Origin of the sequence: Paracoccus shanxieyensis (assembly GCF_009711265.1) — a bacterium.
In the GTDB taxonomy this organism is placed as follows: domain Bacteria; phylum Pseudomonadota; class Alphaproteobacteria; order Rhodobacterales; family Rhodobacteraceae; genus Paracoccus; species Paracoccus shanxieyensis.
Genome location: NZ_WMII01000016.1, coordinates 54,291 through 66,648, shown reverse-complemented (window position 1 = coordinate 66,648; position 12,358 = coordinate 54,291). Strand labels below are relative to the sequence as shown.

The 12,358-nt window shown below is 65.0% G+C and carries 11 protein-coding genes; 7 read left to right on the top strand and 4 right to left on the bottom strand.

Annotated features, from left to right (window positions below; all coding sequences use genetic code 11):
* Positions 1-15 precede the first annotated feature (15 nt).
* The 4 genes from GL284_RS15915 (at position 16) to GL284_RS15900 (ending at position 4,861) form a co-directional block, all read left to right on the top strand.
* Positions 16-1,212, top strand: coding sequence for a multidrug effflux MFS transporter (locus tag GL284_RS15915; RefSeq protein ID WP_155045633.1), 1,197 nt, complete (start codon positions 16-18; stop codon positions 1,210-1,212).
* Positions 1,213-1,275: 63 nt separating this feature from the next.
* The gene (locus GL284_RS15910; RefSeq protein WP_341870451.1) at positions 1,276-2,670 is read left to right on the top strand and encodes a helix-turn-helix domain-containing protein; all 1,395 of its coding nucleotides are present in this window, start codon (positions 1,276-1,278) and stop codon (positions 2,668-2,670) included.
* Positions 2,671-3,069: 399 nt separating this feature from the next.
* On the top strand, positions 3,070-4,362 hold the full coding sequence (locus GL284_RS15905; RefSeq protein WP_155045631.1) for a M23 family metallopeptidase: 1,293 nt from the start codon (positions 3,070-3,072) through the stop codon (positions 4,360-4,362).
* On the top strand, positions 4,352-4,861 hold the full coding sequence (locus GL284_RS15900) for a bactofilin family protein (protein ID WP_155045630.1): 510 nt from the start codon (positions 4,352-4,354) through the stop codon (positions 4,859-4,861). The genes GL284_RS15905 and GL284_RS15900 overlap by 11 nt, the downstream gene beginning before the upstream one ends.
* Before the next feature lie 65 nt (positions 4,862-4,926).
* Here GL284_RS15900 and coaD read toward each other — a convergent pair whose 3' ends face one another.
* The 3 genes from coaD to GL284_RS15885 all read right to left on the bottom strand — a co-directional run bounded on the left by coaD (position 4,927) and on the right by GL284_RS15885 (position 6,949).
* Positions 4,927-5,421: a pantetheine-phosphate adenylyltransferase gene (gene coaD / locus GL284_RS15895; protein ID WP_155045629.1), complete on the bottom strand. Its 495-nt coding sequence runs from the start codon at positions 5,419-5,421 to the stop codon at positions 4,927-4,929.
* A gap of 96 nt (positions 5,422-5,517) precedes the next feature.
* A complete protein-coding gene (locus GL284_RS15890; protein WP_155045628.1) occupies positions 5,518-5,955 on the bottom strand; it encodes a CBS domain-containing protein in 438 nt (145 codons plus the stop codon).
* Positions 5,956-6,028: 73 nt separating this feature from the next.
* Positions 6,029-6,949 carry a LysR family transcriptional regulator gene (locus tag GL284_RS15885; RefSeq protein ID WP_155045627.1) on the bottom strand — a complete coding sequence of 307 codons (921 nt, stop codon included), beginning with the start codon at positions 6,947-6,949 and terminating at the stop codon, positions 6,029-6,031.
* Between the two features lie 118 nt (positions 6,950-7,067).
* Between GL284_RS15885 and GL284_RS15880 the strand changes: the two genes are divergently transcribed.
* Entirely contained in the window at positions 7,068-8,567 is a 1,500-nt protein-coding gene (locus GL284_RS15880; protein WP_155045626.1) for a CoA-acylating methylmalonate-semialdehyde dehydrogenase, read from the top strand.
* Between the two features lie 47 nt (positions 8,568-8,614).
* Here the strand turns inward: GL284_RS15880 and GL284_RS15875 are convergent, their stop codons facing one another.
* Entirely contained in the window at positions 8,615-10,069 is a 1,455-nt protein-coding gene (locus tag GL284_RS15875; protein WP_155045625.1) for an NCS1 family nucleobase:cation symporter-1, read from the bottom strand.
* A gap of 223 nt (positions 10,070-10,292) precedes the next feature.
* On the opposite strand from GL284_RS15875, the gene GL284_RS15870 reads away from it, so the two are divergent.
* Together GL284_RS15870 and mmsB are read left to right on the top strand one after the other, a co-directional pair.
* Positions 10,293-11,300, top strand: coding sequence for an enoyl-CoA hydratase/isomerase family protein (locus GL284_RS15870; protein WP_155045624.1), 1,008 nt, complete (start codon positions 10,293-10,295; stop codon positions 11,298-11,300).
* Complete coding sequence (gene mmsB, locus GL284_RS15865; protein WP_341870453.1) at positions 11,297-12,172, top strand: 3-hydroxyisobutyrate dehydrogenase; 876 nt, start codon at positions 11,297-11,299, stop codon at positions 12,170-12,172. The genes GL284_RS15870 and mmsB overlap by 4 nt, the downstream gene beginning before the upstream one ends.
* Positions 12,173-12,358 lie beyond the last annotated feature (186 nt).

Below are 12,358 nucleotides of genomic sequence, written 5' to 3'. Positions count from 1 at the left end.
GGCGATGACGTTGCCATGACCGCCGCCATCCGAAGACCCAGCCTGCTGACCCTTGTGTCCATTACCGGGACCGGGGCCTTGTCAATGAACGTGTTCCTGCCCTCGTTGCCCGGCATGGCGCGGCATTTCGACGTGCCTTATGCCACGATGCAGCTGTCGGTCTCGGGGTTTCTGGCGGTCAGCGCGGTGCTGCAACTGCTGTGCGGGCCGATCAGCGACCGCTTCGGGCGGCGTCCGGTGATCCTGACCGCCTTCGCCATTTTCGTGCTGGCGACGCTGGGCACGCTGATGGCGCCCTCGGCGGGATGGTTTCTGTTCTTCCGCATGGTGCAGGCCGTCATCACCGTGGGCTTCGTGCTGAGCCGCGCCGTGGTACGCGATATCTATCCGGCCGAGCGCGCGGCCAGCATGATCGGCCTGGTGACCATGGCCATGTCGCTGGTTCCGATGATCGCGCCCACCATCGGCGGCGTTCTGGACGAGGGTTTCGGCTGGCGCGCCAGCTTCATCACCATGGGTATTGCCGGGATGGCGGTCTGGATCCTGTGCTGGTTCGACCTGACCGAAACCGCACGCGGCGGCGGCGTCCCGCTGCGCCAGCAGGTTGCGACCTATCCGATCCTTGTGCGGTCGCAACGCTTCTGGGGCTATGCGCTGGCCGCGACGCTCAGCGCCGGAGGGTTCTATGCCTTTCTGGGCGGCGCGCCCTTCGTGGGCCAGAACGTCCTTCACCTGACGGCGGCCCAGACCGGCTATTGGTTCGCCGCGCCTTCGATCGGCTATGCGCTGGGGAATTTCATCTCGGTGCGCTGGTCGACGCGGCTGGGGATGAACCGGATGATCCTGATCGGCGCGCTGACCTGCACCATCCCGCTGACGGCGGCCTTGCTGATCGACCTGCTGGGCGGGCGGGCGCCGCTGATCTTTTTCGGCTCGGTCGCCTTCATGGGGATGGGGAACGGCATCCTGCTGCCCAATGCCAATGCCGGGATGATGAGCGTGCGTCCCGAACTGGCCGGAACCGCCAGCGGTCTGGGCGGGTCCATGTCGGTCGCGGGCGGGGCCGGACTTGCGGCGCTGGCGGGGGCGTTCTTGCATGACGGCGCGGGCGCGGCCCCGCTGCTGGCGATCATGGCGGCCGTCTCGGCGGGCTCGATCGTGGCGATCCTTTGGGTCATGGCGCGGGCAAGGCGGGTGCTGGACGCGGGCTGAGCCCTTGCGCGACCGGCTTTGCAAAGCTTAGACATGACTTTGCAAAGCAAAGGACGCAGCCCCGTGGCCACGCAAAAGATCTATGCCGGTGTTGCCTTGCGCGACACCCGCGGCAGGGCCGGGCTGACGCAGCGCGCCTTTGCCGACCGTCTGGGCGTGTCGCTGCCCTATCTGTCGCAGATGGAAAACAACCACCGCCCGGTATCGGCGGGGGTGCTGCTGCGGCTGGCCTCGGAATTCGCGGTGGATCTGGGCGCCATCGCCATGGGGGACGCGGAACGCATGGTCATGGACATGACCGAGGCGCTGGCCGATCCGGTCTTCGACGCGCCGCCGCCCCGCGCCGATCTGCGGTTGGCTGCGACCAATGCGCCGGCGCTGGTGCGGGCCTTTCTGGACCTTTACCGCGCCCATCGCGACGGGCAGGAACGGCTGGCCGCGCTGGATGAGGCGCTTGGGGCAGGCGGGCAGAACGCCACCGCCTCGCCTTGGGAGGAAGTGCGCGACTTCTTTCATTACTGCGACAATTACATCGACGCCGTGGACCGCGCGGCGGAACGTTTTGCCCGCCAGCACACGGGCAGCCCGCCATTGCAGCGCGCCATCACCGGGCTGGCGCGGCAGGGCATCACCGTCAGGATGGCGGAACTGCAGGGCGGCGCGGTCTATCTGCGCAATGGCGATCTGGTGACGCTGAACGCCAGCGCGGGCACGGCGACGCAGGCCTTCCAGCTTCTGCATCTGCTGGCCTTGCAGACCCATGCCGATCTGCTGGAGGCGACGCTGGAACTGGGCCGCTTTCGCAGTGCCAGCGCCCGCGACATCGCCCGCCTTGGGCTGGCCAATTACTTTGCCGGGGCCGCGATGATGCCCTATGGCGATTTTCTGCGCGCGGCGCGTGCGGAACGCCATGACCTTGAACGGCTGGCGCATCTGTTCCACGCCTCGCTGGAGCAGGTGGCGCATCGGCTGTCCACCTTGCAGCGCGGCGGCGACCGGGGCGTGCCGTTCTTTTTCGTCCGCGTCGATCAGGCGGGCACCATCACCAAGCGCCATTCCGCCACGCGGATGCAATTTGCCCGCTTCGGCGGGGCCTGCCCGCTGTGGAACGTGCATCAGGCCTTCGAGACGCCGGGCCGCTTTCTGCGCCAACTGGCGGAAACGCCGGACGGCAAGCGCTACCTGCTGCTGGCCCGCGACGTGTCGAAACCCGCCGGGGCCTTCAACGCGCCGGTGCGCCGCTTTGCCATCGGTCTGGGTTGCGAGATCGGCCATGCCCGCGATCTGGTCTATGCCGACGGGCTGGATCTGGGCAATCCGCAGTTGTTTGAACCCATCGGCGTGTCCTGCCGGATCTGTCCGCGCACCCGCTGTCATCAACGCTCGGTGCCGCCGATGGACAGACATATTCGCATCCCGGACGACAGGCCCGGACCCCTGCCCTATGAACTGGCCTGAGGCCGCGTGAACGCAAAGCCCCGCAGGCGGTTCCCGGAAGGTCGGGCGAATCTGTCGCTAGACCTGATACATTTGCCCAATGATCGAGCAAATATCCGAATGTCGTTTTCTACAACCCAGCCAGCGAAGAAATCCGCCCCGACCGGCCGATTTTCGCCTATTCCATCATGGGTTGTCCAAGGTTTCCTCGACTTTCGACCTGTCCCGGCAACTCGCCTTATACGGGAAATCAGGCGGCAATCCTCCTGCGGGAAAGCCGGGGATCGGCGTCAATCCGCCCAGAACCCATGCTTATATTTCAGCAATGTTGCGCTTTCGTCACAGCTCGGATTTATCAGGCATCAGCCGCGCCTGCCTTTCGCCCGGCGGACGCGTCGCAAACAAAATGGACCAGGGACATTGCGCATCACTCATAGCCTGAATTCAGTGCTCGAGCGCTGGCTGCCCGAACAGCGCCTGTTCCTGAAATCGGACGATACGACCCGGTTCGTGCGGCTCAGCCCCTCGACCCAATTGGTGGCGCTTGGCGGAACGGCGGTGGTGTTCGGATGGGCGATCATTGCAAGTTCGATCCTGGCCATTGATGCCGTCACCGCGCATGGGACGCGCGATCAAAGCCGCCGTTCGCAAGATGCGTTTGAACAGCGGCTGACCGATCTTTCCGCCGAACGCGACAGCCGCGCCGCCGAAGCCGTGGCCGCACAGGCCCGCTTCGCGACGGCGCTGAATCAGGTGTCGTCGATGCAATCGCAATTGCTGGACAGCGAGGCGCGTCGGCGCGAGCTGGAAACCGGCATGGGCGTGGTGCAATCCAGCCTGCAATCGGCGATCAAGGAACGCAATCTGGCGAACCAGCAGATGGCTGCCGCAGGTCAGGAAACCCCTGCCGCGCGCACCGCAGAACTGCAGGCGGCGCTGGATATCGTGTCGAACGAACTCAGCAAATCGGCCAAGGACCGCGCCGATGCCGTGGCCACCGCCGCCGAGGCGACGCGCGCCGCGCAGGCCGTTACCATCGAACGTGACCAGATCATCGCCCGCAACGATGAAATCCTGACGCAGGTGGAAGACGCCGTGTCGATCTCGGTCAAGCCGCTGGACCAGATGTTCCGCGGCGTCGGCATGAACCCCGACGAGGTGCTGAGCACCATCCGCAAGGGCTATTCCGGCGAGGGCGGACCGCTCAGCCCGATCAGCTATTCCTCCAGCGGCGATGCCGACATCACGCAGGGCGAGGCCAAGGCCAATGAGATCCTGATCACGCTGGACAAGATGAATTCCTATCGCATCGCGGTCGAAAAGATGCCGCTGGCGATGCCGGTGCAGTCGGCCTTCCGCTATACCTCGCCCTTTGGCCGCCGCTGGGGACGGATGCATGCCGGGATCGACATGGCCGCGCCCGTGGGAACCGAAATCTTTGCCACCGGCGATGGCGAGGTGATCTTTGCGGGCTGGCAAAGCGGCTATGGCAACCTGATCAAGATCAAGCATGAGCTGGGCACCGAAACACGTTATGGGCATCTGTCCAAAATCAAGGTGAAGGTCGGCCAAAAGGTATCGCGCGGCAGTCTTATCGGTGCTATGGGCAACACAGGCAGATCGACCGGCCCGCATCTTCACTATGAAGTCCGCGTGAATGGTAACGCCGTGAACCCCATGACCTTCATCAAGGCGGCCCAAAATGTTTTCTAAGACCCGCGTGACCGAACCCGGACCCCGGACCCAACCGGCAGCCGAGCCCGAGGCTCCGCGCAGCTTCGATGCGGGCTTTGACGCCCCCGCCGCGTCCGCAACCGCGCCGCGTGCGCGCACCGCGCCCTCGGTTCTGGCGGCGGATCTGACCGTCAGCGGCAATATCAAGACGCAAGGCGATATTCAGGTCGAAGGCACCATCGAAGGCGACATCCGCGCCCATCAACTGATCGTCGGCGAAAGCGCCACCATCCGCGGTGAGATCGTGGCCGAAGAGGTCGTCGTCAATGGCCGCGTCGTCGGTCGCGTGCGTGGCCTGAAGGTGCGCCTGACCGCCACCGCGCGGGTCGAGGGCGACATCATCCACAAGACCATTGCCATCGAATCCGGCGCGCATTTTGAAGGCTCGGTCCAGCGTCAGGAAGACCCGCTGGCCAATGGCGTGACGCCGAAGCTTGCGCCCCCCGCTGCCGCGAAACCCGCCGCGTCCGAGGAATAAGCCCGCGCACCCATACGACAATGAAAGGCGGCCCCGGTGGCCGCCTTTTGCATGTCTGGCGGCTGTCAGGCCGAATAGCGCGCGATCAGCGCGTCATTCACCGCAGGCGTCACGAATTTGCTGACATCGCCGCCCAGCCGGGCGATTTCCTTGACAAGCTTCGATGCGATGGCCTGCCGCCGCGCATCCGCCATGAAGAACACCGTTTCGATATTGGCATCCAGCGCGCGGTTCATGCCGACCATCTGGAATTCATATTCGAAATCCGCCACCGCGCGCAGGCCGCGCACGATGACCGAGGCGCCCACGTCGCGCGCGCAGTCGATCAGCAGGTTTTCAAAGGGATGCACCAGAATTTCGCCGCCGACGCGATCCGCGATGGCGGCGCATTCGCTGCGCACCATCTCGACCCGTTCATCCAGCGAAAACAGCGGCCCCTTGTCCCGATTGATCGCGACGCCGATCACCAGCCGGTCCACCAGCGCCATGGCGCGCTGGATGATGTCCAGATGGCCCAGCGTGATCGGATCGAATGTTCCGGGATAAAGTCCGATGCGCATGGCGGTTCCCCCTTCCCTCAGCGGCTCGCGCAGCGAAACAGGTTTTGCCCCGCAATTGCAAGGGGGTAAGGCTTGGGTCGCGGCCGCGACGGTGGGTCAGTTCCCCATGATCATCCCGGTCAGGGCTTCCTTTTCGGCGGCCAGTTCCTTCAGCCGCGCGGAAACCGCATCGCCGATCGACACGATGCCCAGCATATGCCCCTGTTCGTCCACGACCGGCAGGTGGCGGAAGCGGCCCTGCGTCATGCGGTTCAGGATCTCCAGCGCGTCCTCGCCGGTGGAACAGGTCATCAGCTTGCGCGTCATCAGATCGCTGATCGGCTGGTCCAGCACCGCAGCGCCGCGCCGGCCCAATTCGCGCACGATGTCGCGTTCCGACAGGATGCCCAGCGGCACCTTGCCGTCATCCGAGACCACGATCGCCCCGATGCGCTTATCGGACAGCAGCTTCGCGGCATCCGCCACGGTCACGTCCGGCGCGACGGTATAGATGTCGCCGCTGGCCTTCATCGACAGGATCTGGTTCACGAGCATCTGCGGTCTCCTCCTCCTCAGGTGGCAATCATGGGCTGCCCATGGCTTAGCGTTGCCTTGTTCCCCGCTTGCGTCAAGTGCGCCGTTCCGCCGATCCTTCCTGCGTGGCAAGCTGTGTCTCCAGCCGCGCGACCTCGGCCCGGATGCCCTGCCCGAGCGCATCGGCCAGCCGGTTCATGCGCTGCGAGCGGCGGTCGTCGGCATGGCGCAGCAGCCAGAAACTGCGCCGCAGCGAGATCGCCCCGGTCAGCAGCCGCCGCACACCGGGATGAAACGGCACCGCAAAATCATGCACGATCCCCAGCCCCGCCCCGGCCCGGATCGCCTGCATCTGCACCGAAACCGAGTTCGAGGTCAGTTGCGCGTGATGCGCCCCGGTTTCCGTCAGATAGTCCAGTTCGCGGTCAAAGATCATGTCGGGAATATAGCCGATCAGGCGGTGATGCTGCAGATCCTCGATCCGGTGGATGGGCGGGTGGCTGGCCAGATAATCCTCATGCCCGGCAAGGTGCAGGCGGTAATCCGTCAGCCGCTGCACGACCAGCCGACCGGCCTGCGGCTGCGACACGGCGATGGCGATATCCGCCTCGCGCCGCGACAGGCTGAACATGCGCGGCAGGGCGACGATCTGCAATTCCAGACCGGGATGGGCGGCGCATAGCCGGGCACAGACCTGCGGCAGCAGGTAATTGGCGCAGCCATCCGGCGCGCCGATGCGCAACTGCCCGGACAGATCACCCGGCCCCGACACCGCCTCGGCCGCGGTGCTCAGCGCCTGTTCGGCGGCCTCCGCATGGGGCAGAAGCCGTTCGCCCTCGGGGGCCAGCGCATAGCCCTGCGGGGTTTTCACGAACAGCTTGGCCCCCAGCACCTGTTCCAGCCGCGCGATCCGCCGCCCCACGGTCGAGGCGTCGATGCCCAGCCGCCTGCCCGCCCCCGACAGGCTGTCGGCGCGCGCCACGGCCAGAAAGATGCGCAGATCGTCCCAGTCCATCCTTGGTCCTTGCGAGGCAATCCTTGCAAAAATGCAAAACGCCTTTGCCAGACTTCCCCTTTTTTCGGCAAGGATGCAACGCTATGGTCACGGCAACGCAATGCTTCAGGAGGTTGTCATGGAAGAGCTTTCGCACTGGATCGACGGCAAGGAAGTCAAAGGCACGTCCGGCCGCTTCAGCGATGTCTATAACCCCGCCACCGGCGAGGTGATCGCCCGCGTGCCGCTGGCCACCCCGGCCGAGCTGGACGCCGCCATCGCCAGCGCCGCCCGCGCGCAGGTCGATTGGGCCGCCACCAACCCGCAGCGCCGCGCCCGCGTCATGATGAAGCTGGGCCAGCTGATCAACGAACATATGGACGAGCTGGCCGAACTGGTCTCGCGCGAGCATGGCAAGACGCTGCCCGACGCCAAGGGCGATGTGCAGCGCGGCCTTGAGGTGATCGAGGTCTGCATGGGCGCGCCTGCGATGCTGAAGGGCGAATTCACCGATAATGGCGGCCCCGGCATCGACCTTTATTCCATGCGTCAGCCGCTGGGGGTCGTTGCGGGCATCACGCCGTTCAACTTCCCGGCCATGATCCCGCTGTGGAAGATGGGCCCGGCACTGGTTTCGGGCAATGCGATGATCCTGAAGCCGTCCGAGCGCGTGCCCTCGACCTCGATCATGCTGGCGAAGCTGGCGCAGCAGGCCGGGCTGCCCGATGGCGTGTTGCAGGTGGTGAATGGCGACAAGGAAATCGTCGATGCCATTCTGGATCATGAGGTGGTGCAGGCCGTGGGCTTTGTCGGATCGACCCCGATCGCGCAATATATCTATGGCCGCGCGGCGACGAACGGCAAACGCGCGCAATGCTTCGGCGGCGCCAAGAACCACATGATCATCATGCCCGATGCCGATCTGGACAAGGCGGCGGATGCGCTGATCGGCGCGGGCTATGGCGCGGCGGGCGAACGCTGCATGGCGATTTCCGTCGCGGTGCCGGTGGGCGAGGCCACGGCCGATGCGCTGATCGAGCGGCTGGTGCCGCGCATCGAAAAGCTGAAGGTCGGCCCCTATACCGGCGGCGATGACGTGGATTTCGGTCCGGTCATCACCAAGGCCTCGCAAGAGCGGATCAACCGGCTGATCGCCTCGGGTCTGGATCAGGGCGCCGATCTGGTGGTCGATGGTCGCGATCTGAAGATCCAGGGCTATGAGAACGGGTTTTTCTGCGGCCCGTCGCTGTTTGACCGCGTGACGCCCGACATGGAGATCTACAAGGAAGAGATCTTCGGCCCGGTGCTGACCACGGTGCGTTCGGGCAGCTATGACGAGGCGCTGAAGCTGGTCATGGACAACGATTACGGCAATGGCACCGCGATCTATACCGCCGATGGCGACACGGCGCGCGATTTCGCCAGCCGGGTGAATGTCGGCATGGTAGGCATCAACTTCCCGATCCCGGTGCCGCTGTCCTATTACAGTTTCGGCGGCTGGAAGAAATCGGCCTTCGGCGATCTGAACCAGTATGGTCCCGATGCCTTCCGTTTCTATACAAAGACCAAGACCGTGACGGCGCGCTGGTTCTCGGGGATCAAGGACGGGGCGGCGCTGAACTTCAAGGCGATGGACTGACCCGAAAGGCTGGGGGGCGCTGCCCCCCAAGACCCCCCGGAGTATTTTCAGAACGAAGAAGCCGTGCCCGCCCGGCGGTCTCCGGCGCGCAGGATATAATAGCAGCCGCCGCCGATCAGCACACCGAAGAACCAGCCGTAAATCCCCCACCACGACGGCAGGATACTGGTGAAGGTCGGCAGGATCGACGAAAAGATCATGCCGATCACCAGAGCGACGAAGGCCTTCTTGTGCCAGCCGTTCTGGAAGCGGAACTCTCCGTGTTCGTCATAGAGTGCGGCGACGTTCACCACGCCTTTGCGGATCAGGTAGTAATCGACCATGATGATGCCGAAGATCGGTCCCATGGTCGAGCCGATGAAGTTCACGAAATGCGTGGCATTGGTTTCCCAAGGCGCCCATGGATACAGGATCAGCGCGATCATCGCCGCGATGAAGCCGCCGCGTTTGAAGCTGATATGTTTGGGCATGGTATTCGAGAAGTCGAAGGCGGCCGAGACGAAATTCGCCACCACGTTGATGCCCAGCGTCGCCACCGCGAATGTCGCCGCCGCCAGCAGGGCCAAAAACCAGCTATCGAATTTCGCGCTGATCGCGTCGGGATGCAGCAGCACCTCGCCATAGACGTGGAAGGCGGCGGTGGTGGTGACGCCCGCCACAAGGCAGAAGGCCAGCAGGTTCACCGGCAGGCCCCAGGCGTTGCCGATCCGCAGGTCGCGTTCGCTTTTGCAATAGCGCGAGAAGTCGCAGAAGTTCAGGTACAGCGCCGCGAAATAGGTGATCCAGGTCGCGGCCACCGCCATCAGCGTCCAGAAGCTGCCCGGCAGGCCCGGCACGCCCGCTTCGCGCGTGGCCTCCAGCAGCACCTCTTGCGGGATTTCATCGCCAAAGCTGAAGGTGCCGGATTTGACGACCAGATAGATGGCAAGGATCAGCATCATGATCCAGACCGCAGGCCCGGCCCAGTCCTGAAACTTGCGCACCGTCTCCATGCCGTTCTGGATGATCAGCAGTTGCGCCACCCAGACCGCCAGATAGCAGATCACCTCAAGCGTGGAATGGCCCAGCATCTGGCTGGTCTGGTGAAATTCCAGCATGGCGGGGTTGCGCAAGAGCAAGGCGACGATCGCGCCCGAGGCGGCGGCGCTTTGCGCGCCATACCAGAAGCAGGCCACCACGGCCCGGATCAACGCCGGCACATTGGCGCCGAAGGTGCCGAAGCTGGCGCGTGCCAGCACCGGAAACGGCACGCCCGTGCGCACGCCCGCAAGCCCGACCATCTGCATCAGCGCATAGATCACCAGCGAGCCCAGCCCGATGGCCAGCACGAAATTCACCAGACTGCCGCAGAGCAGGAACAGGCTGGCGGCCAGATAATAGCCCCAGAGGCTGTGCACGTCCGAGGTCCAGACGTTGAAGATGGAAAACGCACCCCATTTGCGATCCTGAGCCGGGGCCAGATCTTCGTTGTAAAGCTTGGGAGAGGGATTGTTGACTTGCATGACGACTCCGCGTTCATGACACCCCGCGCTTGCTGGCGGTGCGGAAATGCTACGCCCGCCCCGGAAACCGGCGAAGGAAATTCGCGAAATCGTCATCGCGATGTCGCATGTGATGCAAATTCCGCGCAACACTTGCAGGATGCCTGTGCCATTCGGCAAGAAACCGCAGGCCGTGCAACGGGTTGATCCCGACGTGCAGCGACAGGGAAGGACAAAAGACCCGATGGCCGATCTGATGACCCGCAGGGACCGCAAGGCCGGTCGCATCACCTTCACCCGCCCGCAGGCGCTGAACGCGCTGGATCATGACATGGCGCTGGCCATCCATGCCGCTTTGGCCGACTGGCGCGACGACGATGCGGTGGCGCTGGTCATCATCGATGCGGAAGGCGATCGCGCCTTTTGCGCCGGAGGCGATATCGCGGCGGTCTATCGTGCCGGGCTGGCCGGGGACCATCAGGTCGGGCGCGATTTTTTCCGCGACGAATACCGGATGAATGCCCGCATCGCGGATTACCCCAAGCCGGTCGTGGCCTTCATGCAGGGTTTCGTCATGGGGGGCGGCGTCGGCGTGGGTGGCCATGCCAGCCACCGGATCGTCGGAGACAGCACGCAGGTCGCCATGCCCGAAACCGGCATCGGCCTGATCCCCGATGTCGGCGGAAGCTGGCTCTTGGGCCATGCTCCGGGCCGGTTGGGCGAATATCTGGGGCTGACCGGCGGACGAATGGGACCGGGCGATGCGATCTTTGCCGGGTTCGCCGATACCTATCTGCCGGAAGCCGCATGGCCCGATCTGATCGACCAGCTTGCCGAAACCGGCGATCCGGGCCGAATCAAGGGCAAGCCGCGCCCCGATGCGCCGCTGGAGGGCGCAGACCTGCAAGCCTTTGGCGGGCGCACCGTCGGCGACATCATGGCGGCGCTGGAGGCTGCGGGCGATGAGGCCACATTGAAGGTGCTGCGGCGCAACTCGGGCCTGTCGATGGCCGCGACGCTGGCGCTGGTGCGGGCGGCGCGCGGCGATCAAAGCCTGCGTGACAGTCTGGCGCGGGAATACCGCTTTACCTATCGCGCCACCGCGGAAAGCGATTTTCTGGAGGGCGTGCGGGCGCAACTGATCGACAAGGACCGCAAGCCGGATTGGCAGGCCGATGCCTCGGACGCGCATGTGCGGGCGATGCTGGCGCCTTTAGGCGACGATGATCTGAAATGGGAGGAGAGCCGGTGAGGATCGCGTTTATCGGAATGGGCAATATGGGCGGGCCGATGGCCGCAAATCTGGCGCAGGCGGGCCATGAGGTGACGGGGTTCGACCCGGCGGCGGCCCTGCCCGCCGCTGTGCGCGCGGCCCCCGATGCCGCTGCCGCCGTGGCGGGGGCGCAGATCGTCATCACCATGCTGCCGAATGGCGACATCCTGCGCGCGGTCGCGGCGCAGGTGATCCCCGCCATGTCGGCGGGGGCGGTGCTGTGCGACTGTTCGACCGTCGATATCGACAGCGCCCGCGCGGTGGCCCGGCAGGCGCAGGCCGCCGGGCTGGGGTCGCTGGATGCGCCGGTCTCGGGCGGGATCGGCGGCGCGGCTGCGGGCACGCTGACCTTCATGGTGGGCGGCGCGGATGCCGATTTCGCCACGGTCGCGCCGCTGTTTCAGATCATGGGGTCGCGCGCGGTGCATTGCGGGGCCGCAGGGGCCGGACAGGCGGCGAAGATCTGCAACAACATGATCCTTGGCGTCACCATGCTGGCCAGTTGCGAGGCCTTTGCGCTGGCCGATGCGCTGGGGCTGGACCGGGGCAAGATGTTCGATGTGGTGTCGACCTCATCCGGGCAAAGCTGGTCGATGAACAGCTATTGCCCCGCACCGGGCGTCGGGCCGCAATCGCCGGCGGATCACGATTATCGACCGGGCTTTGCCGCCGATCTGATGCTGAAGGATCTGCGGCTGAGCCAGCAGGCCGCCATGACCGTGGGCGCCACGACGCCGATGGGCCGCAAGGCGGCCGAGCTTTACGCGCGCTTTGTCGAAGAGGATGGCGGCAGCGGGCACGATTTCTCGGCGGTTCTGCCCTGGCTTGCGTCGCACCCCACCATCACATGATGCCGGAAGGTCACGCTTCGCGCAGGCGGCGAACAAAAGCCCGTGACGAGGGATCCCGGCCTTGGAGCTTATCGTTATCTTTGCGAACCAACCTCACCGCAAGACAACCTTCAGCCCCGCAAGACCAGCCCCAGCCCCCGCCATGTCACAGCAGCTTCGCATCACCATCGCCACAATCGCCATCGC

Coding starts and splice junctions, on each gene's coding strand:
- GL284_RS15885 (WP_155045627.1), bottom strand. CDS start 6,949: ATGGACTGGGACGATCTGCGCATCTTTCTGGCCGTGGCGCGCGCCGAC.
- GL284_RS15880 (WP_155045626.1), top strand. CDS start 7,068: ATGGAAGAGCTTTCGCACTGGATCGACGGCAAGGAAGTCAAAGGCACG.
- GL284_RS15890 (WP_155045628.1), bottom strand. CDS start 5,955: ATGCTCGTGAACCAGATCCTGTCGATGAAGGCCAGCGGCGACATCTAT.
- GL284_RS15870 (WP_155045624.1), top strand. CDS start 10,293: ATGGCCGATCTGATGACCCGCAGGGACCGCAAGGCCGGTCGCATCACC.
- GL284_RS15915 (WP_155045633.1), top strand. CDS start 16: ATGACCGCCGCCATCCGAAGACCCAGCCTGCTGACCCTTGTGTCCATT.
- GL284_RS15900 (WP_155045630.1), top strand. CDS start 4,352: ATGTTTTCTAAGACCCGCGTGACCGAACCCGGACCCCGGACCCAACCG.
- coaD (WP_155045629.1), bottom strand. CDS start 5,421: ATGCGCATCGGACTTTATCCCGGAACATTCGATCCGATCACGCTGGGC.
- GL284_RS15875 (WP_155045625.1), bottom strand. CDS start 10,069: ATGCAAGTCAACAATCCCTCTCCCAAGCTTTACAACGAAGATCTGGCC.